We start from the raw sequence: 26,299 nt of genomic DNA, 5'->3' as shown, positions 1-26,299 counted from the left end.
GGCTGATCGCCGCGGCAGCCCGGGCACGAGGCGTGGGGGACTGGCTGATGGCTACTGGACTCCTTCCGGCGGCACGATACGTCGATGCCCGTGCCGCCTGTCGTGGTGGGGTGCGCACTCGTTCGTCCCCAGGGGTACCGCGGGATGCGTGGCGGTCAGCGAGGGTGCGCCGCCACTGTGCCGGGACGCTGCGCCCGCAACGTCTCGCGGAGGAGGAGCAGGCGGCGCGTCAGTGACCCGATACGCCCGGCGTGCTGGGTGCGCGAGACGTCCGGCAGGTGGGCGGCGAGGGCCCGGTGAGCCCTCGTGCCGAAACGCACCTCACCGCACGGGAGGACCGTCACGCCGTCGTGGTCCGCCATTCTCGCCTGCCACACCACCGCTTCCGCCCGGGACAGGCCGGGTGGCAGGTCGAGGGCGATGCGAGCATCGCCGATGCAGACGGGATAGCCACCCGGGAGACCGAGCGGTCCGGGCACGTCGGCGTACCCCTCCTGACCCGTGGCAGGCAGGCGGCGAGCACCGCGGCGATGTGTCCCGTCACCCCGTTCAACTCCTGGCAGCCACAGGCACGGTGGTCCGCGAGCAGCTCGCCCACGTGCGGCACGGGCCGGTCGTCCAGCCAGACCCGCACCTCGTCCGCGGGATCGCCGGGCGCGTGGAGATGAGCGTGGTGCGCGAGCACCCTGTGCCGTACGCCCGGACCCGGCCGCAGTGCCGCGCGCAGGGACGCCGCGAGTGTGACCGAGCACCTGGACGGCCCCGACGGCCGGCACCGCCGCCCCCGAAGGCCTGAGCGACATCACGGTCGAGGCGCTCGGCGCGCTGTCCAAGGCGCTCGAGACCAGCGAGCAGGCCAGAGGCCGCCTGTACGACTTCCACCAGCTGACCGGCACTGCCGACTTCCAGTTCGACCGCGCGGTGGAACTCCTGCACAAACGCGGGCCACCCCGAGTGGCGACATCTCCGGAACCGGGCCGCTGTGGCCGTCGGCGACGGGCGGGGCGATGTCCGGGGCGTAGGCGCCGCACCCGGGGCACACCAGTGCGCCGCTGAGGTGTCGACGGCATGAGGAGCAGTAATCCATCTGCGCTTTCTGTTCTTCCTGATTCGAGGTGCCGTCGGCCCGCCTGGGCCACGGCCTGGTCCTGGGCGAGGGCGGGACACACGCGGACGTACCCGCGCCGAGGGCGACCCCTACGGCGGCGACCCGCGCCACTCCGGCTGACCAGCCGCGGCGTCTCCGGCGCTGTCGTCCCGATGACGGGCTTGCTGCCCCGCGTCCCGTCCGGGCAGCAAGCGCGCTGCCTGGTGCTGCGTGTGTGCTGCGGCGCGTTGAGCTTCGGCTACGACGTCACCCCGCTCGCGTATCAGGTCCTCATAGATCGGCAAGCGATCGTTTCCATGGAAACTGTGTGTCATAGTCGGCCCACCTTCATGGGGATCGATAGAGAGGTCTGGCCACTGTCAGGCTCCGTTGAGCCGGGCAGCGATCCCTTGACTGATCAGCAAATAGATGACGGCCGCGAGACCGTAGTTGAGGACAACACGCAGCCACTCGGTGTCCATCGTGAAAATGCCCTGTGCCCACCAGGACAGCAAGCCCGCTGTCCCCCGCACGAATTCTACGAACAGTTCCCACGCTTCGCCTCAAGCAGGAACAACAGGACCCCCAGGCCCAGCAGACCCGCCGCAATGTCGGCGATCGTGCAGATGGTGATGGCCGTACGCCGTGTGGTGGCCTGACGGTGCAGAGAGCGGCCGGGGTCTGGCGGCTCACTGTATGCCTGGTATCCGGGAACCGGGCCGATGTTTCTCACAGGTATCCGATCTGACGTAGTGCCGTTCTGCGCGCTCGCGCCAGGGCACCCAGATTCCGCCGGTCGGTACCCCGCTTCTTCCTACTTCTGCGTTCCGCATGCACCGCAGCGTTACACCGGCGTCTGCAATGTCCCGAATATAACTGGCTAGACAGCCACTTACCTGCACGTTCGCATGGCATGGCCATTTTCCGGACGAAATGGAGGAGCGTGATCGCGTGTCGCCGCAGTCCCCGGTCGCCGGTATTCACGTAATGCGTGATCAAATCATGCAGGAATTCGGGGCACGCTTTCACAAAGTTGTCGGTCTCGCAACCATCACCGTCCCCCCGTGACACTCCTGACCCGCGGCGCGCTGTTGGAAGTGACCCCGGGCGGGGTCATGGCGCCCATCCTCCGGGGGGAGGGTTCGCAGGCGCCGATGTGCTGGGGCAGGCCCGGTTCCCCCCGTGCCGGGCCTGCCCCCGCTCTCCCACCCCGGAGAGCCGTGTGGCGTTGGGCACCCCAGGGGTGTGACGGCCTGTCACTCCCGTGCGCTGTAGGAGTGGGCCCTAGGAACCCAGGGGCCTCGTGGCACCCGCTCACCCCCCATTCCGGGCAGGTGGTCGCGCAACAAGGGGCGGGCAGGTGAATCCCCCATCATCTGCCTGCCCCATGCGCATGCCCACGAAGGCGTCCAGTCCAAGAGGGAGTGTGCGTCGGCCCGGCAGCCGGGACCCGAACGCCCGCAACCCGCAACCACCGGGCCCAGGGGAACGACAAAGCAACGCGATGATCGGGGTGGATGTGCAGGGCATGCTGGCGGACCGCTACGAGTTGCAGCAGCTGCTGGGACGCGGCGCGATGGGCGAGGTCTGGCGGGCCTTCGACCATCTCCTCGAGCGGCCCGTGGCCGTCAAACTGCTGCATGCCGAGGAAGCGGAAGACGCCGAGCGATTCCGCCGGGAGGCACACCTCGCGGCCCGGCTCCACCACCCCAACATCGTCGGCATGTACGACTTCGGCGGCGACCATGACCAGCCCCACCTGGTCATGGAACTCGTCGACGGCTGGAACCTGGCCCAGGAACGCTCCCTCCGCGGCGCCCTGCCACCGGCCGAGGCGGCAGCCATCACGACCCAGGCGGCCGCCGGCCTCGCCGCGGCACACCAGCACGGAGTGATCCACCGAGACGTCAAACCCGCCAACATCATGCTGACCACCGACCGCACCGTGAAGATCACCGACTTCGGCATAGCCCGCCTCGCCGAGGAGGCGGCCAGCGGCCTGACCGCCACAGGCAAGATCATCGGCACTGCCGACTACCTGGCTCCCGAGCGTGCGTTGGGCCGTCCGGCACAGCCCGCGTCCGACGTCTACTCCCTCGGCTGTGTCCTGTACGAACTGCTCACCGGGCGGCCTCCGTTCAGCGCCGCCACGTCCTTGGCCGTGGTCCAGCAGCACGTCAGCGCCACACCGGCACCCCCCGACCGCCTGCGTCCCGGCATACCGCGGCCGCTCTCCGACTACGTGCTGCACATGCTCGCCAAGGACCCGGCCCACCGACCCACCGCCGAGCAGGCAGCCGCCTGGCTCGCCGCGCAGAACAGGACACCACGACCTGCCGTGCACGACGGCACCACCCTCATACCCACCCCGGCCACTCCACCGCCTCCGGCCCCGCAGGCCGGTGAATCCCGCGCCGGCGCCCACTCCCGCCCCACCGGGCGCCTCAAACTGGCACCCAAAGCCGTTCTCGCCGGCGCCGGCCTCGCCCTGTTCGCCGGGGCCACGGCCGTCGGAGCCTCGCTGAATTCCGGCACCACGGCGCCTACGTCTCCGGCCTCTCCCTCACCCATTCGCACCTCATCGACACCCGCCGGTCGGACCCCGGCGACCGCGCCATCGCCTGCCCCTCCGTCCGTCAGAACGTCACCCGGGCCGGCACCCGGTGGCGACGAGGGCGGCGCGTGGTCAGGCAAGCACGACGCCGGGAAAGGAGGAAAAGGACGGCAACGGCACTCCGACGACTGAGCCGCTGAAGGATGCCGCGCACTGCCGTCAGGGCAGGCAGAGGAGACCAGGTGCGCCTGCGTGAGGGCTGCGGCGAAGATTCGAGGGTATTCGAGTGCGCAAACTAGACGTTGTCCGCCGCCGCCTGGCCCGCGACTACGAGACCCTGCCCGCCCGCTCCGAAGCCATGATCCACCTCGCCATGACCGACCTGATGGCCCGCCGCCTCACCGGCGAAGCCGCCATCTCCTGGCGAGACCCGACACTACGAGATAAAACACCAATTCTTGGATGAAACATCGGGAGAAAACGACCTCTTAGTCGCTGCCGCCCTCATCCCCTCTCAGCCAGCCGGCTTGAATGACGCGTACCCCGTTTTGGTCCTCCGGCCCCGACCCACGGCGCGGGTGCAGCCTGGGACCGGGCAGCGGTGGCGCAGAGGCCGCGGTGCCGGGGCGGATTGGTCACGACAGGCCCGGCTCGGCCTCGACGACGTCCCGGCGACCGACCACCGCCAGCACCACGGTCAGCAGAGCGAGCGCGGCCGTCTGCAGCAGACCGCCGCCGACGTACACGGCGGGCGCGGGCAGATGCAGCCAGGGGTAGAGGGCCACGACCCGCACCGCCAGGAGCAGCAGACCGAGGGCGGCCATGGCGAGCGCGTCTCCGGGCGCCGCACCGCGGCCCCGGGCCTTCCACCAGAGCCATCCGAGGGCGCCCACGACGAAGCAACTCGAGGGCGCCCACGCCAGGTCGGGCAGGCCGGGCAGCACCACGCTGGACGCCCCCATCACCACACACGCGGTCATGAAGACCAGCCCGGGCGTACCGGCGGGGAGCCGGGCCGGGGGTGCGTCCCGGTGGTGGGCGGCGCACAGAGCGAGGGCCGGCAGCCAGGCGAGGAGCCCGAAGGCGGTGGCGAACGCCGGGTCCGCGGGGACCGTCGCACCGGTCAGCGGGCCCAGCAGCGGCCAGAGCGTGGGCAGCGCGGCCAGCAGCGCGGACACCCGGGCGAGGCGGCGACGGTCGTGGACGAGGGCGAAGTAGGCCACCGCCCACAGCAGCGGCAGGATCCACTGGGCTGCCGTGACCACCGCGGTGAGGAGCCCCTGCCCGGTGAACTGCGACAGGAACAGGTGCCGGCCCGGGCCGCCCCGACTGGTGGCCCAGGTCACCTCAATGACCATGTCGACGACCGCGGCGGCCGCCTGGATCAGCACGGCGAACAGCGCGAAGAGCCGGGTGGTCGAGCCGAGGAGGACGTAGCGGCGCGGCGCCCCGGGCGCTCCCAGGCGGCTGCGCACGGCGAGCGCGGCGATGCTCGCCACCTCGCCCAGGGTCGGCCGGCTCTGGTCCTGCGTGTCGCGGTCGACGTCCCACAGGTACGTCTCGACCATCTCCTCCTCCCGTTCGCGCCGGTAGTAGGCAGGAAGCAGGCGCAGGACGATCCGGTAGCGGGATTCCAGCAGCGTGGTCATGCGAAGCCTCCCGCGAGTCCAGGTGCCGTGGGGGGTTCGGGCACGGTGTCGGCCGAGGCGGCGGCCCGGCGGCCCTGGGCGATGCGCCGCTTGGCGGCTCCGGCGCCGGCGGCCATGCGCTCCGCCTCCGCGTCCAGGGCCGCCACGCCCTCGTCGGTCAGCCGGTAGTAGCGCCGCAGACGGCCCTGCTGCACCTCCTCCCGGTCCAGCACGATCAGTCCGTCGGCGGTGAGCCGGTCCAGTACCCCGTACAGGGTGCCGACCCTCAACTGCATCTCCCCGTCGGACAGTTCCTCGACCTCCCGCAGGATGCCGTAGCCGTGCCGCGGCTGGTCGGCGAGCGCCGTGAGGACGAAGAACGCCGGTCGGGTCATGCCCTTCGATACCATGCAAGCAGAATATACCGTCCTCCGATATATATCGAGCAGAGGCGCTCGCTCGTGGCACGGCCGCGGGCGCGAGCAGCGACGATGCTGATGCGGATCAAGCCGCCCCCGTCGGCAGGGCGTCCGTGGCGGCCTGGGCCAGGACGCGTCCATGGCGGCCGACGATGTCGGCGGAGACGCCGCCAGCCGCCGTCTGTCACGGCGTGAAACCGAGGCGCCCAGTGGTGACCTACGCGACCGGGCGTCGTTGAATCCGGTATCGCGCCATGAACATCCGGCCCCCGTGGATGCGCGAACCTCACGAGGGCCGGGAAGCCCAGCACCTGGTCCCGGGCCCTCGCCCTTCCGTGCGATGGCCCTGGACCAGCAATCACGCGATCATTCGCACCCGTGGTTACGGCCTGCGCCGTGGGGGGGGATCCATGATCGAGCCGCTGGACGGTCCCGACGGCCGGCACCGCCGCCCTCGACGGCCTGAGCGACGCCACGGTCCAGGCGCTCGGCGCGCTGTCCAAGGCGCTGGAGACCACCGAGCGGGCCAGAGGCCGCCTGTACGACTTCCACCAGTTGACCGGTACCGCCGACTTCCAGCCGGACCGCGCGGTGGAACTCCTGCACGAGGCGGGCCACCCCGAGTGGGCGGAAACGGTCCACACGCAGATCCTGGCCCAAAACGTCATTCCGGGGCACTGGACGTTCCAGATCGTCGAGGCCTACGACGCCACTTACTACCGGCCCTTCCAGGAGTTGGAGGCGAACGCCGTGAAGGATCTCGCGCTGGGCCGCGACCGCCTGCTGGAGGCGGGGCTGGAAGAAAACCGCCGAACGCACAGCCATCCGCACCACATCGCACGGCCGCCCGAGCCGGAGTGATGACGCGCCTCAGCCGCATGAGGCTCCACGGCCGTGCCGGTCGAGGCCGGCGGCCTGGCGGCCGTGGTCAGTCGGGAACGCCCATTTCCTGCAGGCGCCGGTCGCCGCGGCTCCCGCGCAGGACTCGCGCGCCCGCGCCAGTTGGCAGTTCGGTCTGTTCGCCTATGCGGTGCAGCGAGCGGCCACTATTCGGAGTCAGGGTGCATCTGTACCCACCGGCCGTCGATGAACTTCATCTCCACGCCGTAGTACGGCTGGGGCGGGGGGACCGGCCGCTTGTCGCTGTGTTGCGCCGTCGTCGGCTTGGCGCGGTCGGCGAGCCGCACCTTCTTGGCATCCGGCTTCATCTTCGCGTCGCGTTTCCGTAGCGCTTCGATTCTCCTGAGAAGTTCGGCGCGGCTGATGTCTTTCGGCGCCCGCGCGAGACCGGGCGGAGCCACCGAGCGTGTCGACGAATGATCCGCAGTCGACCGGCACGCGCGGTGCACTGGATGTCCACTCGTGGTGAAGACGAGCTTCTTTCTACCCACCGGCTGCCGGCACACGACACAGCGTTTGGGCGCGGGCTTGGACCCGAATGCGTAGGACACGATCCCCCCGGATGGTGATGCCTCAGTGGGCAGGATACGCGTGCTGGAGACAGCCCGGGAGGGCTCGGGCGATGAGCGTTCTCCCTCTAGTGCACGCAACTTTCCCGGCAGGACGGTGGATGCTGAAGACAGCGGCGTCGAGACCGGTTCGGCGACCCGCTCCAGCTGCGGTGGATGCCGCTGACGGGGGTCGACTCGTCATCTTGCACGGCATCAGCATCCACAGTAGTTCCGTCTCTCTGCCCCCTGTTTCAACGTTGTTCTCTCAGTGTGCACTGGCCGCTTGGCTGCGCGGTTGCTGGCCCCCTGCTCCCCGCTGCTCCCCGATGCTCCCCGCTGGCGCGCGTCTGACGCGGACCTGCAGTGAGTAATGAACTCACAGACCAGGGCTGGGAGTTACTCACTCCGCTGATACCGCGGGCTGTCACAGGGCGGCCACGCGCGGAAGGCCGGCAGGTCACCAACCGGGGTGGTCTACGGCCAGCCACGCGAGCCTTGGGGCGCCGAAATCCCCGGCGGCGGCATCCTCACCGAGGAGGATCCTCGCCATGCCGCCCTGACCCCGAGCACGCGACTGTGGGATGCGGTGAACTTGCAGGTAGGGCCATTCGGGGACGCGTAGGTCGACGGGGTCCCAGGTGCGGGCCCGGCAGCGATGGTTGGGTCAGGTGATCTTGCGGGCGGACAGCGGGCTGGAGCCGGGGACGGCTCGGATGCCAGGTACGTTGTCGGTGCGGAGTCTGGCGGCCACCGCGCCGGCGCTGATCTGGCGGGCCTCGTACTGGCTGGTACGGGCTGCCACGATCTGCGCGACCGTCAGGACGCTTCCGGCCGGGAGGCCCGCGAAAGCCTCGCGTATGTGACGGGCGACGTCACGGCGGGCTTTGGGCACCTTTACCGTCGCCGGTCTGTCGGCGGGGGTGCTGTTCTGTGTCTCCAGCCCTGGGGCCGGGAGGTCTGCGACCGGGAGGGCGGGTGCGCCTCCCTCCGGGCGCTGCCAGCGCCGGCAGAACGCCTCTGTGAGATGGTCCGCCCGGGCCAGGATGGCCTCTTCGTCCCACTGCGCGGGCAAGGAACGGTTCAAGGACAGCGCGCTGTGCAGGAGGATTTCGGATCGCTTGCGTTCCCAGGGGCCGTTGGAGACCGCTGGGTTGAGCTTGTGGGTGAGCAGGGTCAGGTTCCCCAGGGTATGGACGAGTACCTGCCTGCGTTGATGAGCCTCGACGCTGCCGCGGTCTCCGCTATCGGGAAGCGGCCAGTGTTCCTCCCAGGACTGGGGAAGCAGGTGCTCGATCGTCAGTTCCCTGTCGTGGACGATTCGCTCGGTTTTGCCCGAGTACAGTGTGGCCTCCAGCTCGGCCAGCAGCAGCCGCAACCGGGCGCGGGTGAGATGCTTGTACAACGGATGCGAGCGGAAGACGTAGCGGATGTCGTGATCGCGGGGCCAGAATCCGGAGTCGGCGTCCTGCCGGAGCAGGAAGTCGGTCACCACCGCCGGATCGTCCTTTGCTTTCAGCTCCTTGAGCAGTTCCAGGAAGAGCCGGTTGTAGTTCTTCGTCGTCAGACGGCAGACCGTGCGGCGCATCAGGTAGGAGTCCAGGGCCATCATCGCGCCGCTCCGGTCGTCCTCGTCGAAGCGGGTGACCAGCCACAGCAGCACGGGCAGAACGGTGTTTGCATCCAGGATGCCCACGGTGCGCAGGCATCGACCCTCCGGGGTGGCCGGCTGTTCCTCGGCCGTCAGCTGCCGGTAGGCACCTGCCCGGTCCACCATGCGCCGCATCAAGTCGACCAGGGCTACCTCGGAGTCCGCGATGTACCTGCGGAAGGTCAAGAAGAGCTCGGGAGCCAGTACTTCCTCGGCGAGTTCGCAGGTCAGGTACTGCGTGAGGAAGACGTCCAGCCGGGGGCGCTTCAGCCTTCCCTGACGTATCTCCTTGCGCCAGTCAGACGTCTCCAACTGCGCCCACACGTCCCGGTAGAGCTTTTCCACCGGGAGTCCCTGTTCCTCCGCCTTTTGGAAGACAAGGTTCTTGACCAGGTCGGAGGCCTGCAGCGGGGTGCCGCGGTCGTTGAGCGCTTCGAAGATGACCTGGGCGTTGTCCTCGGGCTTGAGATCGATAACGACCAGTTCGAACTTGTCCCGCAACACGCGCACCAAGGCGTCGAAGCTCTCGTCCACTGTGCTCTCGTACATCAACTCCTGCGCCCACTCGATGGTGCGGTCGCGGAAGAACCAGTACGCCTGGACGATCGCCGAGGCGCCCGCAGCAGCGGGGGCGGCGACGTCGACGGCCCGCTGCAGCCGACCATCCACGACCGCAGAGAAGGGTGCCTGGTCGATGTTGGTGGGCCACACCTTGTAGACCGCGTGCGGGTCGTCCGTCATGTCATCGTCGTTGGCGGTGAGCTTGGCGAGTGCCCGCACGTACCTGTCCTGGACGTCGAGTTCCCTTGCCACGTCGCGGACCGCAGCGAGGAGGACCTGCAGCGTCGTCAGTCGTTGCTGGCCGTCGATGACCTGCCGGGCAGGCATCGACCCCGTGGGGGTCGGCATCTGGTCCAGCACTACGGCGCCGAGGAAGTGCGGATGGACCTCTCCACCTGCCAGCCTCCGACGGACCAGGGCAGTGACGTCCTCCCACAGCGGACGCCAATTCCTGTCCTCAGTCCAGACGTACGGCCTCTGGAAGACCGGTACGACAAGACGCTGATCCGGCCCGAACAGCCCTCGCAGCGTCATCGATGTCGCATCCACCGCTGCCCCTCGTCTTTCGTGTCCTCGCCTGCCCCGCCGAACCGGGTACAGCCCTCACTCACGAACGGTCGAATGCCGCCTCTCCCAGTTACCGCTGTCCCCACTCCCAGGACTTGAAAACTCGTCAAGGTTTTACCGAGCCCCCACCTCTCACCACAGGACCGCGATGACGCCTCCTGATGTCGTCGAGGCTGCCGTTGGCATGGGTAAAAAGCCTGGGACCTGCGAAGGAACGCATCCAGGTCTTCCAGCGGCCCTCCAGCGCGGCCTCATGGCCGCTTGATCCGTGGCGGTGGTGAAGTAGACCCGGTGGCCGGCGTCGACCGCCGCCTGGCCGAGCGCGGCCGGCAACATGATCGGCGAGCTCCGGGTGCCCTGGGCTGCCCCATTGCGTCCCGCCCATTCGTCAGACACCCATGACAGGACCGAGAAGGTGGTAACGGATCACGACGCCGACTCCGAAGGCCTCCCCGCCAGGCAGGACTCCACTCGTATGAGGGGCCAATCCATCGAACAGTGCGTGGACAGCTTCATCCGAGGTCTCCAGGAGCGTGTCCGGGGAGCGTGCGCGCAAGCCGCGGCGTATGCCCTCGGTGTACTTGACCGCTCCAGCACGGGGGCTAGGTACCGCCGAGGGATGAGTCAGCAGCAGCAATGCGTAGGCAGCCGAGGCCGGACAGCTCTTGAGAACGTCGGCGAGGCGGGCGAGATCCTTGCAGATGCGGGCACGATAGTTCTGGGCACTGGCCTGCTGGGGAGATGCGAAGTCAAAGGTGTAGGCCGACTTGGCCTCAACCAGAGTCAGGGGTGTGGTTCCGGCACCATCGAGCACAGCAAGATCGACCCAGCCGTTCCCGCAGCGCCACTCGCGGGCGACAATGCACTGCGGAAGCTGCGTGTGCAGCGTCCAGGCAAGACGGTCGCGAATAGCGTGTTCCGGTTTGCTGGTCAGAGCTAGTACTCCAGCGGTAGATCGTGATCATGTTGGGGCTGCAGCTTGGCGTTGGTAGAGGCTCGCTTGGGATCGGGCCTGGTGGCGGCGTCTCCAGTGGGACCAGCGGAGCCGGTGGGCCGTGTCGTGGACGCGCTGGGCAACGAGGGTGATGAACAAACGGGCGATTTCGTTGCAGGTGAGCGGGATCAGCTTGTCCCGGGCGGGCTGGCGGGTGTGTTCGTCGGCACGGACGACGGCGAGGAAGGCATGGGCGAGCATCGCGAGGGTTACCCAGCGAGACCAGGACGCGTATCGGCGGACCTGGTGCTGGTCCAGTCCGGCCAGGCCCTTTCCGGACTGGAACGTCTCCTCCACTCGCCACCTCGATCCAGCGACCCGGACCAGGGTCGCCAGTGGCACTGGTTTAGGCGAGTAGCAGTGGTAGTAGGCGAGTTCGCCGGTGGTGCGGTTTCGGCGGATCAGCAGGTGGCGGTGGCCGGGGGCAGTGCTGGGTAGGTCGATGTAGGCCCAGTCGTAGAAGCGTTGCCCCTTGGCTCCGGCGCCGGCCGACAGCTTCTGCCACGCCCGCTTGGGAATCTTCTTGGCCAGGGCATCCGCGCGGGACTTCCCGGCCTGGGTGGTGATTTCGTGGTTGCGTGCTACCGCGAGCACGTAACCGGTACCGCGCGCCTCCAGGGCGGCACGCAGTTTCGGGTTGCCGCCGTAGACCTCGTCGCCGGCGACCCAGGAGGCGTGGTGGCCGGCATCCAGGAACCGGGTGATCATGCGGACCGCCAGTTCGGGTTTGGTCGCAAACGCGGTGTCCGGGGAGAGCCCGGCCGCCTGGGAGCGGTCAGGCTGGTCGGTCCACGAGCGCGGGATGTACAGCTCCCGGTCCACTGCGGCATGTCCGCGTCGGCCTGCGTAGACCAGGTAGACGGCGATTTGGGAGTTTTCGATTCTCCCTGCTGTGCCGGTGTACTGGCGCTGGACGCCAACCGTGTGGCTGCCCTTCTTCACGTCGCCGGTCTCGTCGACCACGAGTACCGCCTGGTCGTCGTGCAGGTGCTCGGCCACGTAGTCGCGCAGGTCGTCGCGGACGGCGTCGGCGTCCCACTTGGCCCGGTTCAGCAGGTGTTGCATGCCGTCCGGGGTGGCGTCCCCGGCCCACTCGGCGATGGTCCAGCAGTTCTTGCGGGGCAGATCCGAGAGCAGGCCGAGCACCAACCGCCTTGTCCGTCGGCGGGGTTCGACTCTCGTGAACCGGCCCGCGATCCGGTCCATGAGGGTCTCGAATGCCTCCTGCCAGCGGGCAGGGCCTGTGGTGTGACCTGCGGTCACCGTGTGATCGTTTGTCTTCATTCAATGCCGGAGGAGTTCGCAGAAGCGGTCCAGGGCGCGGTCGGTGCGACGGCGGTCGCCGGTGGTCGTGAGGTCGAACAGGAGGCCCCGGATGACGGCCATGACCAGCGTGGGAGTAACGGTGTCGTCGGGGCCGGTGGCGATGTCGCGGATCGTAGCGCCGAGGGTGTCGAACCAGTTCGTGATCGCCTCGGCCTGGTCCGGGTAGTTCTCGGGGTGGGCCAGGCCGTCGGCGTGCACCTCGAAGATCAGCCGGACGTACGGGGCTCGCTCAGGTGCGCTGATCCAGGCCCAGATGCCGCGCAGGTGTTCCTCCGCAGAGGCTGCCTGCGCCGGGAGGTTCTCTGCCAACCGTGTCGCACCGCGGCGGCGGGCCTCGGCAAGGACTGCAGATACCAACTCCTGCTTGCTGCCGAAGTCGTAGAGCAGCATCCGCGGGCTGGTATCGAGAGCTGCGGCCAGCGGCCGCAGGCTCAACCCCGCCAGGCCGTGTGCCAGTACGTAGTCGGTCGCGCGCGCCAGCGTGGCCTCCCGTCGGGCGGGATCTGGGGGTCGCCCCACGGTGGATCATCCTCTCGGTACTGCGGACCTGAGCCTGCATCAGTATATGGTACGACTGTTTCAATAATGGGAAGGGGACAGTCATGTACACACTCGACCGGGCACTCGCGCTGGGCGCCGGAGGCCCCGTTGGTGCGGCCTGGATGGCCGGACTGGCCTGCGGACTGTGCCGCGGCGGAGTAGATCTCAGCGAGGCCGATCTGATCGTCGGCACGTCGACTGGCGCGATCATCGGTGCAGTGTTGGCCACCGGTCAGGACCCCGTCCGGCTCGCCACCCCTGTGCGCACGGCCGACGCCACCCCTCCCCAGGTGGACGGGCACCGGCTGGGCGAGGCGTTCGCGGTGCTCGGCGGTGCCGCCTCAAACCCGGACGAGGCTCGGCGCCGAGTGGGCCAGATCGCGCTCGCCGCCGAGACCGGCCCCGAGCAGGCACATATCGCCCGGATGCGCGCCATGGCCGGCGCAGACCAATGGCCGCACCGGAAGCTGCTCATCACCGCGTTGGACGCCGAGACCGGCGAGCAGGAGGTCTTCGACCGTGCCAGTGGCGCACCGCTGCCCTGCGCCGTGGCGGCAAGCACGGCCTTCCCGGGCATCTACCCACCGATCACCATCAACGGCCGCCGATACATGGACGGCTCCATGCGATCGGCGACCAACGCCGGACTCGCGGCCGGAGCCCGCACGCTCGTCGTCATCGACCCGCAGGCGCACCTGTTTCCCCACGACCTCCACCAGGAACTGGCGGCCGCAGGGGCGCACACAGTGGTGACCATCGAGCCCGATCCGGCATCAATACGCGCATTCGGCTCGAACCTGAATGACCGGACGGCCTGGGAACCGGCCTACCAGGCGGGCCTTCGCCAAGCCACCGATGCCGCAGAGCAGCTCCGTCTCGCCTGGAAGACCGGATCCGACATGGACTGAGCGCCGCCCGATCCCCGGACTGCTGCCCGTCTCGTTGACCCCACCCTCGGCCCCGGTCCTACCCACAGCTGATTCGCGACGAGCGACCACCGCCGGCAAGCCGTCCGGTCGTCAAGATCACGATCTACCGCTGGAGTACTAGGTACGCCAGCTCGCCGGCCGAGTAGGAGGCTGCTGCGGCGCGCAGGGCCTGACGCAGCACCTGTGGAGACAGCGCAGTCATCCACAGCAGGATCGCTGATTGCTTGCGTGTCGTACAGAGCAACACCGGGATCAGCACCTTCTCCTGCACGAGGAAAGGAAAGGGGCATGGGCGGCCTGTTCCTCCAACAGACCGGCCCTGAACGCGACCTGCTCCTTCAGCTCCCCAACCTTGGGCGGCGGCCTGACGCTTTGCTGGGCTGTCCTGGGTGCGGGTCTTGGCGTCGGTCTTCGCCACGTCGCCTCGTTGTGTCCGACGCGGACCTGCTCACCAATGGCGTCTGTGCTCTTACGAGTTGGTGCGTGATAGCGGGTGGGCATGCTTTCGTGGTGACGGGCACGGTCGATCGGGCGGTGTTGGCGCATCCCGTGTTCACGGGCGTCTCGATGGCGCATCTTGCGTCGTTGGTTGAGGAGTTGGCCCGTCCGTGGGTAGCCGCGGTGGAGGGGCGGCGTTTCCCGCAACGAGGCGGTGTGAGGAGACGCGCGCAGGGTGCCGGTGCCCGCTATCGGCTGGTGTACGTGGACCGGTTGGTCGTCACGCTGCTTCACCTGCGGCACGACCTGCCTCACGCGGCCTTGGGTGTGTTGTTCAACGTCGACCGCTCGACTGTCACCCGGGCCGTCGGTGAGATGCGTCGGTTACTGGCGGAGCGGGGTTTTGCTGTTCCCGACAGGCTTGGCCTGCGGCTTCGAACGCTGCAGGACGTGTTCGCCTACGCCCAGGCCGCGGGTGTCGAGTTGAGGTTGGACGCCACCGAGGTGCAGGTGCGACGGCCGGCCGCCGGCCCGGGTGGCAGGCGGGCATTCGTGTCGGGCAAGAAGAAGCAGAACACGATGAAAGCCACTGTCATCGCTGACCATCAGGGTCGCACCCTGTGGGCCGACGGCCTGCGGCCAGGGCGGATGCACGATGCGACCGCAGTTCGCGCCGCTGGCATCACCGGCTGCTTCCAGCACTTCGACCTGGTGGAAGTGCTGCTCGACGACGGCTACTGGGCCTGAGCCGCGACATCCCGGCCGAGCACTCACCCCGCCCAGAAAGCCACGCCCCGGAGCACTGCCCGGCAGGGTCGAACAGTGGGAACGCGATCGGCACAGCCACTCATCCGACCGCATCACCGTCGAGCACGCCCTCGCCGACCACAAACGCTGGAAACAACTCATGCGCTGGACCCACCGTCGCGATCGCCTGCCCGACACCTACCGAGCCATCGCCGGCCTCGTCTCCGACCGCACCGCCATGACCTGAAAACGGCCGAGAGCAGGCCGAACACACCTCACCCGCTATCACGCACCAACTCGTTAGCTTGATCTTTAACCTGTGCGGCGGGGCTTTGCGGTAGTTGACCTCTTGTTTTGTCGTTTTGCTGGCTGTGTTTTCTTGGGTGTGTGTACGTCGTGGCGGGGTGCAGGACGGGTGTTTTTTCGGCCCGCTGGTCGCCCGGGGCCGGGCGGGTGGGTTTCGGTGCTCTGGCCGGGCAGGCGGCCTGTGGGCGGATGTGCCGGAAGTCGTCGTATCCGGCGTCCGCCATGACGAGAACGTCGGGGTCGCCCTCCTGCCACTGCCCGGCGGCAATCAGTCGGTGGAGCAGGTCACGCAGCTGCCGGGGTCTGACGGTGGCGTTGTCGTCTCCGGGGGCCAGGCGAAGCGCGTCCAAGGCGCGGTCCAGGAACTGCGCCCCGGCTCGAGCGCGCAGATGATCGAGTACGGCCAGCCAGGGACGGGGATGTGCTGGTCTTTGCCCCGGCCATAGGCGTGACACAGGATCCGCTGGGATGAGGTGTGAGCATCGGGGCGTAGCCAGCACGTGATGTCGATGGCCAGGACCAGCCGGCCGTCGACAGCCCGCGGCAGCGGCACCGCGGCCAGATCCCGCTGCAGCCGGCCGGTATCGACCCTGCCACGGGCGAGGGCCGCGTAGAGCCCGCCATGACCACGGGGGTGTTCGCCGACCAGCGACAGCTCAGCCGGTGACCTCACCGGTCCGTCGCCGCACAGCACGGCGTCAGCCAGCTCGAACAACGCATCCGAACGAGCAGTGAGACAGGAGTAGAACTCGCCCCGGAAGCATGACAGTTCCGCCCATGCCTCTTGTCGGGCATCGCGATGCAGCAGACTCATCCTCACGGCCTTCGTGCTGGACATGTGTGTTCCTTGGTCGGAGCACATGTTCAGACGAAGGCCGCTTTGGTGTACGGCGGTTTCCGAACCGAGTGATCAAGTTCGAGGCACCATTCGACGCCGGCCGTTGAAGATCAAGCTAGGGTCTGTTGCGAAAGTGGATCTGGGAACTACCGCCGTCTTCAGGACAACCCTGCCGCCACCTGGGGAGTCGTACTGGCGACGGCGTGAGGATCTTGGCTCCTCCGTCGGGCCAGGGCTCTTCCATCGCAGGGGTTGGACACCACATGAGCAAGCGCACGTTTCGTTCCCGTCTCGGGCTCACGGCCGCCGTGGCCGTCGTCGGAGCCGTCGTCGGCCCGGTGAGCGCGCACGCGGCCGGCACGCAGGTATCCGGTGCGCAGAGCATGCGTGCCGACTTCAACGGCGACGGGTACGCGGACCTCGCCGTCGCCGCCCCGTGGGGCATGATCGGCGGGCACAGCCGTGCGGGGTACGTGAGCGTCGTGTACGGTTCCGCGACGGGGCTGGACACCGGGCACCGGCAGACCATCAGCCAGGACACGGCCGGCATACCCGGCGTCGCCGAGACCGACGACTGGTTCGGCTGGGGCCTGGCCGTCGGCGACCTGGACGGCGACGGGTACACGGACCTGGTCGTCGGCGCGAGCGGCGAGGACGTCGGGTCCGTGCAGAACGCGGGCACCTTGACCGTCGTCTGGGGCGGGAAGACGGGACTGTCCGGCGGCAGGGTCGTGGCGGCCGGCGACATGTCCAACCAGGTCCAACCCCGGCACCCCGCCGTCGGCGACTTCAACGGCGACGGTCACCTCGACGTGGCCACGGACGAGCGCCTGCTGACCGGCCCGTTCACCCGCACCGCCGGCGCAGCGGGGTCCACGGGCCTCGCCTTCGACCTCGGCACCGACCCCGACATCGGCTACAGCACCGACGACGTCGCCGCCGGGGACGTCGACCACGACGGCATCACCGACCTCGTCGCGCTCATCCACAGCAACGACGAGGAGACGCCGGGCGTCGCCTACCGCGTCGCCTACCTCCACGGCACCGGGCAGGGCCTGAGCGCACCGGTCATCCTGAAGCAGGCCGACGGCACCAACGTGCCCGGCGGCTCAAGCCTCGGCATCGGTGACGTGAACAAGGACGGATACGCCGACCTCGTCATCGGCCGCCCCTTCGACAGCCACGGTGAGGACTCCACCGACCCGGCGCTCCTCGGCGGCCAGGTCGGCGTGGTGTACGGCTCGGCGAACGGGCCCGACACCTCCCGTACGACGTCGGTCAACCAGAACACGGCGGGTGTGCCCGGAGTGTCCGAGTACGGCGACGACTTCGGCCTGGGCATCTCCGTCGCGGACGCCAATGGCGACGGTTACGCCGACGTCGCAGTCGGCTCCCCGGGTGAGGACGTGGGCTCGGTAGCCTCGGCGGGTGCCGTGGCCGTGCTGCGCGGCGGCGCGTCCGGCCTCACCGGCAGCGGCGCGGTGTCCTTCAACCAGAACACCACGGGCGTGCCCGGCACCGCCGAGCGGAACGACGTCTTCGGCAGCCGCACCGCGCTGGTCGACGCCAACCACGACGGCCGCGCCGAGCTGTACGTCGGCGCCCCCGGCGAGGACACCTCCGACGGCGCCGTCTGGGGTTTCCGCTCCACCAGCACCGGCCCGACCGCCTCCGGCTCGGTCGCCTTCGGGCCCGCCACGCTCGGCGCTCCCGTCACGGACGCCGAGTTCGGGAACGGCTTCGCCCGCTGACTCGCCTCACGGGTCCTCTTCCGGGCAACAGCCCCGGCGGACATGTTCCGTCGGGGCTGCAGTGTGCGCGTCGTGAACGACCGCGGCCGCTCCGTTGGGCCGTCCCCGGGCACGCGGGCCGTGCCCGGCCGTCGGGCGTGCCGGCGACACCCGGACGGCCGGCTCCTCATCCCGTGGTGGTCCAGGTGCTCGCGCCATTCGGACCGCTCGTGCCCGGGCTTTGCGGAAGGTCCACGGTTTCGCCGGGGATCTGCCCGGGCAGCCGGTGGCCCGGCCCGGTGGCCGGGCGCGTGGGCCTGCCGGCGTCGGCGAGCTTCTCCACTTCGTACGCCAAAGCCTCGCGGGCGGTCTTGAGTTGTGACTCCACGGACTGGATGGCGTCGAGGAAGGCACGCGCCCACGCCAGGCGGCGCTCCAGTTCCTCGAACTCGGCGGTGTAGTGGGTGCCGGAGCGGGCGCGGTACTCGAGTACGGCGCGCTCCGCCTCCTCCTGGGCCCGGCGCTGCGCCTCGCGCAGCACGTCGTGGTACTGCCTACGGGCCTGGTCGGCGACTTGCCGGGCGTATTCACGGGCCTGGGCGATCAGCGAGTCCGCCTGCTGCTGGGCGCGGGAGAGCAGGTTGACGGCCTCCACGGTCGGCTGCCGCTGAGGTCCGGTCATGCCGGTCTGACCGGCCTGGCCCTCCGCCCGCTCGCCGCGCTCGCGGTAGAAGTTGCGCAGGCGGTCGTTCTCGGCCCACAGCCCGGCCAGGTCCTGATGGAGCGCCGTCAACTCGTCGGCGACCCTCAGCATGAAGCGCCCGACCTCCTCCTCGCTGAGGCCGCGCCGGCCGATCGGGGTGCGGGTGAACTGCTTGGTGCGGATCTGTTCGGGCGTCAGCCGACGCTGGGGTTGGTTGTAGGGCGTGCTCATGACTCCATGTCCTCCCCGTGAGACGCGACGCCGTACTGCTCGCCGCCCAGGCCGGTGAACGACTCGAACCGGATGCGCTCGACGGGCGTACCGGTCTGCGCGAGGCGCTGCACCGATTCGCGCACCATGGTGTCCGAGCCGCAGACGTACACCTCGTGGTCGGTGAACGGGCCGAGGCGCAGCGCCACCTCCACCGCGGTGCCCTTCTCCTGGGGCCGCAGGGAGACCTCGGAGACGGCCGGGATCACGTTCAGCCAGCGGTGGTTGGCCTTGGCGAGGGCCTCCAGCGCCGGCCAGTCGTACAGGTCGTGGTCAGTGTGTGCGCCGACGACGAGTGTCACCCGGCGTTCCGGTCGCCCGGCCCGCTGCCCGGCGACCTGCTCGGCGAGGGCCTTCAGCGGCGCCAGCCCGGTGCCGCCGGCGAGCAGCAGCAGCGGCCGGTCGCCGTCCGGGTCCAGCGTCAGCCGGTTGCCGACTGGGGCGCCGAACCTCAGCACGTCCCCGATCTGGACGCCGTGCACCAGCGCCGAGGAGACCGGCCCGCCCGGCACCATTCGGACGTGGAGGTCGAGGGTGCCGTCCGGGCGGGGGGCGTTGGCCGGACTGTAGTAGCGCCACAGCCCGGGACGCAGGTGGGTCTCGACCGCCACGCTCTGGCCGGGCAGGTAGTCCAGGCGGTAGTTGGGCTTGACGGTGAGCACGGCCACGTCCAGCGTTCGCCGTTCGTGCCCGATCACCTCGGCGTCCCACCAGGGCGGGCTGCTGTTGGCGGCCTCCTCGGCGGCCTGGCGCATGACCTTGGCGACCAACTCGTACGCCGCCTGCCAGTCGGCGGCCAGTTGGTCCGTCCACTGCGGGCCGAGGAAGTGCGCCAGCGTCCCCAGCAGGGCGGACCCCACCGCGGGGTAATGGTCGGCCTGGACGCCGAACTTGCGGTGGTCCCGGCCGAGTTGCTGCAGGAACGGCACCAGGTCGTCCACCTGGTCGACGCCGGACACGATGGTGCCCAGCGCCCCGAACAGCTTGTCGCGCTGACCTGCCATGCCGATCGGGAACATGTCCCGGGTCTCGGGATGGGTGAAGAACAGCGTCGAGTAGAAGAACAGCGGCACCTGGTCGCCGTAACCGGCGACCACGTTCCAGCTCTCCTGCAAACGGCGAGCGTCAACCACAATGTCAGGCTCTCCGCACCAGCTCGTCGCCGGGCTCTCGGACGATCTGCTCCTTGACCGCGGTCAGCACGCCGGAGACGTGCATCAGCACGTCCACCCCGACGCGGTTCTCCCAGAGCACCCCGAGCAGGACGTGGCCCACCCGCTCGTAGTGTTCCCTGGTGATGTCCAGGCCCTGGTGCGCCTCGGCCAGACCTCGCCCGGCGTAGTTGTCCGGCCCGCCGAGGACCTTGGTCAGCAGCAGCACCATGTGGCGTTTGAGCGTGGGCAGGTCGACGCCGTCGAAGTACGGGGACAGTTGCTCGTCCTTCAACGCGTGGAGATAGAGATCGTCGACGACCTTTCTGACGGCCTGCGCGCCGCCGATCTGCTGGTAGAACACGGGGCTTCCCGGCTGGTCGGCGGCCGGCTCCTTCGCGTGCGTCGCGGCGGCTTCGTCCAGCGTCATGTCTGTCACTTGGGCCTTTCTCATCTGTGGTCGTCAGATGGCGGCACGTCGGTGTGCCTCATCCCCGGATATGCGCGCCCCGGTTCCCCGTGTGGCGGGTCCGGCCACAGCCGGGATCTCCAGCCACGTGCCTCATACACCGCCGCGCCCGCCGCCGGCGACGATGTCGGTCAGGGCGTCACCGAGCCGGCACCCCGGTGTGTATGCCCGAGGCAAACCCGGTGGTGCGTGCACCGCGGCAGGGCGGTGGCCCCATTCAGCCGGAAGCGGACGTCCGGGATCCTGTCGTAAGTTGACGGTGGGTCGCAAGCCTGGAACCACGGTCGTCATCCCATGCGGTGGCGTGATTCGATCGGTGCCGGCCGGTCGGGCTCTGTCGCCGTAACACGGATGCCACCAGCGGGAATTGGAGTCGGCGCCCCGGAGGGGATTCAGGACGCCGACGGCGAGTTTGACTTGATCGCCACTGGTCGGTGTGGCGCATCCAACAGGTGCTGCGTGAGCGACGCCGTGGCGGCGTCAGCCTGTGGTGGCTCCGGGCTCGCGGGCGATCTCGGAGCTACGGCGATCTCCCCACCGCTCGCGGCGAGTTGGCCGAGGGCCTTTGCCGAGGGAGTCGGCGCGTAGCGACGGCAGCGGCGAACCGCGGATCGGTGTGGGGGGCAACCAGGAATAGAGGAATCCGTCTCCGATTTCGTGTCGGTTTCGTCCTTTCGCGCTCGCGGACCGGAGGAACCGGTCGCGCCTCCCTTCAAGCCGATAGATCTTCGTGCACGGTGCATTTATCGTCCTGGAGCTCGTCTCCTCAGGCCGCCGCAATTGATGACGCGCCACTTGGTTCTGACGACGGACGCGCTGTTGAGGTGGGCGAAGATTCCTTCGTCCCGCCATGCGGCGTAGTAGGCATAGACGGTGCCGTGGTTCGGGAAGTCGTGCGGCAGGTTTTTCCAGGGGATTCCCGTGCTGTTCACATAGAGGATCGCCTTGAAGACGTCCCGTAAACCGACCTTGGCCGGCTGGCCGGTCGGTCTGCGGTCGAGCCGGGTCTTTCTCCAGGCCGTCAAAGTCGGCTCGATCAGGGCCCATCAGGCATCGGACAGGTCCGCTGGGGCACGGCTTGCGCTCGCTCACGGCGTAGCGTGATCACGGGCGAGCCGGAAGGCCAGGTTCTGCTGCCCGTCAGGCGATTCCTGGGCATCTTCGACTTAGACGGACTTCCAGACACAGAAGCGAACGAGACGGGTGGCCGATACCTCGTCAGACAGAAGGCCATACGCGGCCCACCGGGTGAAAGCCCTCAAACAAAGACAGGAACGAGAGCCGCATACAGGGCCTGAACTGCGTAAACACCCTCTGACGCCCAACCACCGCCACCACACCACCCACTCACAGGCCCCGCCACCACCGGCGAGACCACCGCCCTGCTCGAAGTCGGCCGCGCCTGCCAACTGGCCCAGACCCGCCGCACCCAACCCGGCGATACCGGCGTCCCCGTCGCCTACGTGCTGGTACCGCCCGGCGCCACCGCCAAGACCCTGGCCCAGGAGTTCGCCCGCTACCTCGGCATTCCCGTCACCACGCGCATGACCACCGCAGATCACCGGTGCCGTCTGCCACACCTGCACCACAGCCGGAATCAAGCTGATCTACGAGATCCACCGGCTCAACCCCCGCACTACCAGCGGTGCCGAGGCCGCCGACTGGCTCAGAGACCTCACCGAACGCATCCCCGCCACGTTCGTCTACGCGGGCGTCGACGTCACCGCCAGCCCCGTGTTCAGCGGCGTGCGCGGGGCCCAGCTGGCCGGTCGCGCCTCCCTCATCGACTGCGCAGCACTGCCCGCCCGCGCCGGCGGCCACGAACCATTCCGCGACCTGATCACCGCCCTCGAGCAAGCCCTCGACCTGCACGCTCATCGACACGGCAGCCTGCCGAAACAGGCCGCCTACCTGCACGAACGAACCGCCGGACGGATCGGCAGCCTCTCCCGCCTCATCCGCCAAGCGGCTATCGAAGCCATCTGCGACGGCAGCGAACGCATCACCAAACCACTCCTGGACAGCATCACGCTGGACCACCTCGCCGAGGAACACCACCGGCCCCGAAATCCCACCCGCCGCCGCACCCGGCCAACCAGCAGATAACCCCGGCCGGCCATCCTCCACCGGCACCGCAAGGCGATAGGCAGCAGGAACAAAAGGCGATCGCTTGGCGGGTCAGCAGCCGTCTGTCCAGCGCCACGGGCACACACGGCCACTCCCGGCACCCCCGCCCAGCCCCCCTGTACCTACCGACGCGCCAACCACACTGCGCAAAAACGCCACCGCACCCAGCATCACTGAGCAACACAAACAGACAGCTCAGCCCACACACCACCCGCCTCCCACGAGCCCTGGCAGACTTTCACCACAGACCGAATACGCCGCTCAACACAACTGAGCAACAACAGGCCGCAACCAACATCGATAAGCAACCGGACCAGCTACGCCACAGTTGCAGTGCCGGTGGCGCTCGCGCAGACGTCGGAGCAGTCGTAGTACGAGACCGTTGCGAGCCTTCGTGCTCGGGCGGTCAGTCGCCGTATAACGTGAGCCCGGCCGCCGCCGTGCTCATTCGAATACCCGTCAGCTGCCGGGGCCGGTCAGGAGCGCGCAAAGCGGCGCTGGACGTCCGGCCGCTTCCTGAGCCGCTCTGGATAGCCCGCGCCCATCCGCGTGGAGAGGTCCTCCGACCGCATCGGCTCACCGCAGGCGGAGCAGACCACCTCCGCGTGGGCATCGTGGTCGCAGGCGTCGTGGTGGAAGGTGACCGGGGCGCCCTCCTCCCCGGCAAGCCATCGGTCGCCCCAGCGTGCCATCGCGGCGAGCACAGGGACGAAGTCCCGGCCCTTCTCCGTCAGCAGGTACTCGTGACGCGGCGGCTCGCTCTCGTAGAGCCGCCTCTCCATGAGTCCCTCCTGCACCAACCGGCGCAGCCGGTCGGCGAGAGTGTTGCGTGCCATGCGCAACTCCTGTTGGAACTCGTCGAATCGACGGAATCCGTAGAACGCCTCCCGCAGGATCAGGATGCTCCATGGGTCGCCGAGTACATCCACGGTGCGCGCGATGGAGCAAGGCCAGTTCGCGAACGAGGGACGCGCAGGGCTCATGCCCCGCCACCCGCCTCGTGGACCAGCTCAATGGCCCTTCCCAGCGTGGCCAGTCTGGCCTCCATGGTGTCCCCTGCCGGATAGAGACGGACGGTGTTCACGCCCGCGTCGCGCCACACCCGCAGCCGTTGCCGCACCATGTCCTCCGTGCCGATGAGCGTGGTGGCCAGCACCATCTCGTTGGTGACGAGGCCGGCCGCGCCGTCGCGGTCGCCGGCCTGCCAGCGTTCCCGCACCTGCGCGGCCACCTCCGCCCAGCCCTGACGGCTGTAGGCCTGATTGTAGAAGTTGGTCGACGCGGAACCCATCCCGCCGAGACTGAAGGCGAGTTCCTTCTTACGGCTGGCGACCATGGCGCTCAGCGTCTCCTCGTCCGGCGCGAACGAGACCTCGGCACCCTGGCAGACGTCCAGGTCCGCGCGGGTACGCCCGGCTCGTGCCAGGCCCTGGTCCAGGTGGGCGAAGTAGGCCTCGGCGGACCCTTCCGGTACGAAGCTGGTGCCGAGCCAGCCGTCCGCGACCTGTCCGGTCAGACGGAGCATGGCCGGCGACAGGGCGGCCAGGTAGATCGGGACCCGGTGCTCGGCGCGCATGGACAGGCGCATCGGCACCGCGTCACCACCGGGCAGGGGAATCCGGAACTCACTGCCGGAGTAGAAGACCTTGCCGCCCGCGACCACCTGCCGCACGATCTCCACCGTCTCGCGAACGCGTGCCAGCGGGCGGGCGAAGGGCACTCCGTGCAGGCCCTCCATCACCTGCGGACCGGAAGCGCCCAGACCGAGGACGAACCGCCCTCCGGAGAGGTTGGACAGAGTGATGGCCGTCTGGGCGAGCGCGACCGGCGTACGGGTGCCGACCTGCATGACGGCGGACCCCAGCAGCATCCGCTCGGTTCGCGCCGCGTAGAAGCCCAGCGCGGAGGGGGCATCGGAACCCCACGCCTCGGCCACCCAACAGATGTCGAGCCCCAGCTTCTCTGCCTCGGTGACGAAGTCGGCCTGCTGGGACCAGGAGTCGAAGCCGGACGCCTCGATCGTCGTGGCGGTCCGCATCACGACTCCGCCAGCTTCTTGATCCGCTCCAGTGTGGCCGTCATGTTGCGCTCGAACTCCCGCATCCGCACGAACACGATCTTCTGTTCCTTCTCCGGCATGCGGTCGATGGCGAAGGACAAGCCGGATCGCGCCGGCCCCATCTGCATCCACTCCGTCAGTTCGGTGCCGCCGTGCCGGGGTTCCAGCACGAAGCGCCACACGGCCGTGGGATGCTCCGGGTCCTCCACTGCCCACGCGAACACCCGCTCCGGGACGCATTCGACCACGGTGGAGGTGGTCGCCCACTCACCGAGCGCGTCATGCTTGCTGCGCCCCACGAACCTGGCCCCGACGGCGGGCCGTGCGGCTCCGTCCAGCCACTCGATCGACTGGAGCTCATCACTGAGGTCCGGCATCAGCTCAACGTCCGAGACCAGCTTCCACACTCGCTCAGGCGAGGCGGCGACCCACGTCCGCACCTCCACCGTCGGTTTGTCCGCGTACCGCGCACCAGTCCACTCCACCGTGAGCCAGCCTCCTCGCCATTAAGGGGTCTGAACACCAGAGTTGCGTAACGAAACCAACTGGGTCAAGGGCTCGGGGCAACTTGTCGTGCCTGTTGCACCGCGATCGCTATGTTCAGGACAACCACCGTGCCTTCGACGGTGGTCACGTCCCGAAGCCCCGGCGGCGTCGCCGGCCAGCGACAGGCCTGCCAGGTGCCGAGGTGCGGCTGCTCGACGCCGACCTGCAACCGCTGCCGTACGTCACGTCCGGGGGCGGGTTCGGGGAGTTCGTCTTCGTGCAGGAGCTGCCCGACGTCGACTGGGCGTTCGGCAGTGGCAGCGACGTTGGTCTCGACGCCGCGGTCAGCCCGTTCAACGAAGACGGCATCGTCGAGCTGCTGTACGAGCTGGACTCCATGGGGTGGACCAGTGCCGAGCTGTGCTGGAATATCCAGCAGTCTGACGCGAACTGGCACGGTGCCGGTGCCCGGGAGTTCGTTGAGGCGCTGCGTGGCTGGAAAAAGCGCGAAGAGAGCCTGGACGACGCGCATCACACCGAGAACCAGGCTGGTGGTCTCAGTGTCGAGGATGACCGCGGCGTCCAGCACCAGCAGCTCGCGCGCGGCGCGGGTCACCTTGCCCCACTCCGGGCACAGGACGATCTCGCCGGCGTACGCGGCGGCGGCCGGGTCGGCGCACGGCTCCTTGAGGACCTCCGCCTTCGTGGGCCCCTGTCGACACGCTCCCAGTCCACTCCCCAGCCCCCGGAGTACGGGGAGTTCCAGGCCCACACCGTCGTACCGTGCCGGTCGGCCAGGGCTTGCGCGAAGCCCGTCACCACCGTGGCCCGGGTGAGGGCCAGGGCCGCGTACTCGCGCAGCGGCGACACCGCGCCCTTGGGCAGACCCCGGACGGCCTCCCAGTCCACGCCCGGCATGTCCCGCACGGCCCGTACGCCGCCGAGCCGCAACAGCGCCACGGTGACCGTGCGATACCGGCCGTTGTGGACAGGGTCTGCCGTAGACCATTGACCACTTGCCGCACCGAGGCAAGGGCACTGCCGGTTCCTGGAAGCCCCCCGGCTCCACACCTACGCCACCGCCCTCAACCTGCTCGCCCTGGGGAACGCCGCGCTCACGGGACAGGATGCCGCAACGGCCAAGGTCCGCAACGCTGCCTCACCTCTCGCCCCGCCTGCGTGATCCAAGGTGATCGCGACCGCCTTATCGGATTCCCTGAGCTGACCGCCTCAGAGCCGCTTCGGATACCGGGGTCGCGCTCCGAGGGCTC

General features: G+C 68.9%; 19 protein-coding genes and 8 pseudogenes. 10 read left to right on the top strand and 17 right to left on the bottom strand.

Annotated elements, in window-relative coordinates; genetic code table 11:
- Window positions 1-155: 155 nt before the first annotated feature.
- Complete coding sequence (locus OG956_RS37675) at window positions 156-479, bottom strand: cupin domain-containing protein (protein WP_330343067.1); 324 nt, start codon at window positions 477-479, stop codon at window positions 156-158.
- 261 nt (window positions 480-740) lie between these two features.
- On the opposite strand from OG956_RS37675, the pseudogene OG956_RS37670 reads away from it, so the two are divergent.
- Window positions 741-958, top strand: a pseudogene (locus OG956_RS37670) (hypothetical protein); the annotation flags it as partial.
- Between the two features lie 66 nt (window positions 959-1,024).
- Here the strand turns inward: OG956_RS37670 and OG956_RS40355 are convergent.
- Window positions 1,025-1,087 (bottom strand): annotated as a pseudogene (locus OG956_RS40355) (hypothetical protein); the annotation flags it as partial.
- A 1,504-nt stretch (window positions 1,088-2,591) separates the two neighbouring features.
- Between OG956_RS40355 and OG956_RS37665 the strand changes: the two are divergent.
- Window positions 2,592-3,833 (top strand): serine/threonine-protein kinase, encoded by a 1,242-nt coding sequence (locus OG956_RS37665; RefSeq protein WP_330342493.1) that lies wholly within the window; start codon window positions 2,592-2,594, stop codon window positions 3,831-3,833.
- Between the two features lie 118 nt (window positions 3,834-3,951).
- Window positions 3,952-4,107, top strand: a pseudogene (locus tag OG956_RS37660) (IS5 family transposase); the annotation flags it as partial.
- Between the two features lie 169 nt (window positions 4,108-4,276).
- Here OG956_RS37660 and OG956_RS37655 read toward each other — a convergent pair.
- Both OG956_RS37655 and OG956_RS37650 read right to left on the bottom strand, forming a co-directional pair.
- On the bottom strand, window positions 4,277-5,290 hold the full coding sequence (locus OG956_RS37655) for a hypothetical protein (protein WP_330342492.1): 1,014 nt from the start codon (window positions 5,288-5,290) through the stop codon (window positions 4,277-4,279).
- A complete protein-coding gene (locus OG956_RS37650; RefSeq protein ID WP_330343047.1) occupies window positions 5,287-5,664 on the bottom strand; it encodes a PadR family transcriptional regulator in 378 nt (125 codons plus the stop codon). The genes OG956_RS37655 and OG956_RS37650 overlap by 4 nt, the downstream gene beginning before the upstream one ends.
- Window positions 5,665-6,098: 434 nt before the next feature.
- Here OG956_RS37650 and OG956_RS37645 point away from each other — a divergent pair.
- Window positions 6,099-6,549, top strand: a pseudogene (locus OG956_RS37645) (hypothetical protein).
- Between the two features lie 185 nt (window positions 6,550-6,734).
- Here the strand turns inward: OG956_RS37645 and OG956_RS37640 are convergent.
- Together OG956_RS37640 and OG956_RS37635 are read right to left on the bottom strand one after the other, a co-directional pair.
- Window positions 6,735-6,896, bottom strand: a complete 162-nt coding sequence (locus OG956_RS37640) for a hypothetical protein (protein WP_330342491.1) — start codon at window positions 6,894-6,896, stop codon at window positions 6,735-6,737.
- A 907-nt stretch (window positions 6,897-7,803) separates the two neighbouring features.
- Entirely contained in the window at window positions 7,804-9,882 is a 2,079-nt protein-coding gene (locus tag OG956_RS37635; protein WP_330342490.1) for a DUF262 domain-containing protein, read from the bottom strand.
- Between the two features lie 652 nt (window positions 9,883-10,534).
- On the opposite strand from OG956_RS37635, the gene OG956_RS37630 reads away from it, so the two are divergent.
- Window positions 10,535-10,855 (top strand): hypothetical protein, encoded by a 321-nt coding sequence (locus OG956_RS37630; RefSeq protein WP_330342489.1) that lies wholly within the window; start codon window positions 10,535-10,537, stop codon window positions 10,853-10,855.
- Between the two features lie 21 nt (window positions 10,856-10,876).
- On the opposite strand, the gene OG956_RS37625 is transcribed toward OG956_RS37630, so the two are convergent.
- Complete coding sequence (locus tag OG956_RS37625; protein ID WP_330343046.1) at window positions 10,877-12,115, bottom strand: IS701 family transposase; 1,239 nt, start codon at window positions 12,113-12,115, stop codon at window positions 10,877-10,879.
- Window positions 12,116-12,193: 78 nt separating this feature from the next.
- Window positions 12,194-12,754, bottom strand: coding sequence for a TetR family transcriptional regulator (locus tag OG956_RS37620; protein ID WP_330342488.1), 561 nt, complete (start codon window positions 12,752-12,754; stop codon window positions 12,194-12,196).
- 83 nt (window positions 12,755-12,837) lie between these two features.
- Here OG956_RS37620 and OG956_RS37615 point away from each other — a divergent pair, with 83 nt between their 5' ends.
- Window positions 12,838-13,683 carry a patatin-like phospholipase family protein gene (locus OG956_RS37615; RefSeq protein ID WP_330342487.1) on the top strand — a complete coding sequence of 282 codons (846 nt, stop codon included), beginning with the start codon at window positions 12,838-12,840 and terminating at the stop codon, window positions 13,681-13,683.
- Between the two features lie 124 nt (window positions 13,684-13,807).
- Here the strand turns inward: OG956_RS37615 and OG956_RS37610 are convergent, their stop codons facing one another.
- Window positions 13,808-14,122 carry a hypothetical protein gene (locus OG956_RS37610; RefSeq protein ID WP_330342486.1) on the bottom strand — a complete coding sequence of 105 codons (315 nt, stop codon included), beginning with the start codon at window positions 14,120-14,122 and terminating at the stop codon, window positions 13,808-13,810.
- A gap of 149 nt (window positions 14,123-14,271) precedes the next feature.
- On the opposite strand from OG956_RS37610, the pseudogene OG956_RS37605 reads away from it, so the two are divergent.
- Window positions 14,272-15,136, top strand: a pseudogene (locus OG956_RS37605) (transposase family protein).
- A 262-nt stretch (window positions 15,137-15,398) separates the two neighbouring features.
- Here the strand turns inward: OG956_RS37605 and OG956_RS37600 are convergent.
- Window positions 15,399-16,009, bottom strand: a pseudogene (locus tag OG956_RS37600) (transposase); the annotation flags it as partial.
- Between the two features lie 287 nt (window positions 16,010-16,296).
- Between OG956_RS37600 and OG956_RS37595 the strand changes: the two are divergent.
- Entirely contained in the window at window positions 16,297-17,784 is a 1,488-nt protein-coding gene (locus tag OG956_RS37595) for a VCBS repeat-containing protein (protein WP_330342485.1), read from the top strand.
- Between the two features lie 166 nt (window positions 17,785-17,950).
- Here the strand turns inward: OG956_RS37595 and OG956_RS37590 are convergent, their stop codons facing one another.
- From OG956_RS37590 to OG956_RS37575, 4 genes and pseudogenes are all read right to left on the bottom strand, one after another.
- The gene (locus tag OG956_RS37590) at window positions 17,951-18,697 is read right to left on the bottom strand and encodes a DivIVA domain-containing protein (RefSeq protein WP_330342484.1); all 747 of its coding nucleotides are present in this window, start codon (window positions 18,695-18,697) and stop codon (window positions 17,951-17,953) included.
- Window positions 18,694-19,851, bottom strand: coding sequence for a globin domain-containing protein (locus OG956_RS37585; protein WP_330342483.1), 1,158 nt, complete (start codon window positions 19,849-19,851; stop codon window positions 18,694-18,696). The genes OG956_RS37590 and OG956_RS37585 overlap by 4 nt, the downstream gene beginning before the upstream one ends.
- 22 nt (window positions 19,852-19,873) lie before the next feature.
- Window positions 19,874-20,317 (bottom strand): group I truncated hemoglobin, encoded by a 444-nt coding sequence (locus tag OG956_RS37580; protein ID WP_330342482.1) that lies wholly within the window; start codon window positions 20,315-20,317, stop codon window positions 19,874-19,876.
- 857 nt (window positions 20,318-21,174) lie between these two features.
- Window positions 21,175-21,448 (bottom strand): annotated as a pseudogene (locus tag OG956_RS37575) (transposase); the annotation flags it as partial.
- A gap of 254 nt (window positions 21,449-21,702) precedes the next feature.
- Here OG956_RS37575 and OG956_RS37570 point away from each other — a divergent pair.
- A pseudogene (locus tag OG956_RS37570) lies at window positions 21,703-22,462 on the top strand (TniB family NTP-binding protein); the annotation flags it as partial.
- A gap of 497 nt (window positions 22,463-22,959) precedes the next feature.
- On the opposite strand, the gene OG956_RS37565 reads toward OG956_RS37570, so the two are convergent.
- Genes OG956_RS37565 through OG956_RS37555 form a run of 3 tightly spaced genes read right to left on the bottom strand, consistent with a single transcriptional unit; the run spans window position 22,960 to window position 25,027 of the window.
- Window positions 22,960-23,466 (bottom strand): winged helix-turn-helix transcriptional regulator, encoded by a 507-nt coding sequence (locus OG956_RS37565; RefSeq protein WP_330342481.1) that lies wholly within the window; start codon window positions 23,464-23,466, stop codon window positions 22,960-22,962.
- Complete coding sequence (locus OG956_RS37560) at window positions 23,463-24,521, bottom strand: LLM class flavin-dependent oxidoreductase (RefSeq protein WP_330342480.1); 1,059 nt, start codon at window positions 24,519-24,521, stop codon at window positions 23,463-23,465. The genes OG956_RS37565 and OG956_RS37560 overlap by 4 nt, the downstream gene beginning before the upstream one ends.
- Window positions 24,521-25,027: an SRPBCC family protein gene (locus OG956_RS37555; protein ID WP_330342479.1), complete on the bottom strand. Its 507-nt coding sequence runs from the start codon at window positions 25,025-25,027 to the stop codon at window positions 24,521-24,523. Before OG956_RS37555 ends, OG956_RS37560 begins: the two co-directional genes overlap by 1 nt.
- Window positions 25,028-25,230: 203 nt before the next feature.
- Between OG956_RS37555 and OG956_RS37550 the strand changes: the two genes are divergently transcribed.
- Window positions 25,231-26,040, top strand: coding sequence for a hypothetical protein (locus tag OG956_RS37550; RefSeq protein ID WP_330342478.1), 810 nt, complete (start codon window positions 25,231-25,233; stop codon window positions 26,038-26,040).
- Window positions 26,041-26,299 lie beyond the last annotated feature (259 nt).

Origin of the sequence: Streptomyces sp. NBC_00557 (assembly GCF_036345995.1) — a bacterium.
Lineage (GTDB): Bacteria > Actinomycetota > Actinomycetes > Streptomycetales > Streptomycetaceae > Streptomyces.
Note: the sequence above shows the minus strand (reverse complement) of the source record. Positions and strands in the feature narration are given on the sequence as shown.

Excerpts from the sequence above, each read along its gene's own strand:
- OG956_RS37625 (WP_330343046.1), bottom strand. The coding sequence starts at position 12,115 with ATGGACCGGATCGCGGGCCGGTTCACGAGAGTCGAACCCCGCCGACGG.
- OG956_RS37580 (WP_330342482.1), bottom strand. The coding sequence starts at position 20,317 with ATGACGCTGGACGAAGCCGCCGCGACGCACGCGAAGGAGCCGGCCGCC.
- OG956_RS37640 (WP_330342491.1), bottom strand. The coding sequence starts at position 6,896 with ATGAAGCCGGATGCCAAGAAGGTGCGGCTCGCCGACCGCGCCAAGCCG.
- OG956_RS37560 (WP_330342480.1), bottom strand. The coding sequence starts at position 24,521 with ATGCGGACCGCCACGACGATCGAGGCGTCCGGCTTCGACTCCTGGTCC.
- OG956_RS37635 (WP_330342490.1), bottom strand. The coding sequence starts at position 9,882 with ATGACGCTGCGAGGGCTGTTCGGGCCGGATCAGCGTCTTGTCGTACCG.
- OG956_RS37665 (WP_330342493.1), top strand. The coding sequence starts at position 2,592 with ATGATCGGGGTGGATGTGCAGGGCATGCTGGCGGACCGCTACGAGTTG.
- OG956_RS37615 (WP_330342487.1), top strand. The coding sequence starts at position 12,838 with ATGTACACACTCGACCGGGCACTCGCGCTGGGCGCCGGAGGCCCCGTT.
- OG956_RS37655 (WP_330342492.1), bottom strand. The coding sequence starts at position 5,290 with ATGACCACGCTGCTGGAATCCCGCTACCGGATCGTCCTGCGCCTGCTT.
- OG956_RS37630 (WP_330342489.1), top strand. The coding sequence starts at position 10,535 with ATGAGTCAGCAGCAGCAATGCGTAGGCAGCCGAGGCCGGACAGCTCTT.
- OG956_RS37650 (WP_330343047.1), bottom strand. The coding sequence starts at position 5,664 with ATGACCCGACCGGCGTTCTTCGTCCTCACGGCGCTCGCCGACCAGCCG.
- OG956_RS37595 (WP_330342485.1), top strand. The coding sequence starts at position 16,297 with ATGAGCAAGCGCACGTTTCGTTCCCGTCTCGGGCTCACGGCCGCCGTG.
- OG956_RS37590 (WP_330342484.1), bottom strand. The coding sequence starts at position 18,697 with ATGAGCACGCCCTACAACCAACCCCAGCGTCGGCTGACGCCCGAACAG.
- OG956_RS37565 (WP_330342481.1), bottom strand. The coding sequence starts at position 23,466 with ATGAGCCCTGCGCGTCCCTCGTTCGCGAACTGGCCTTGCTCCATCGCG.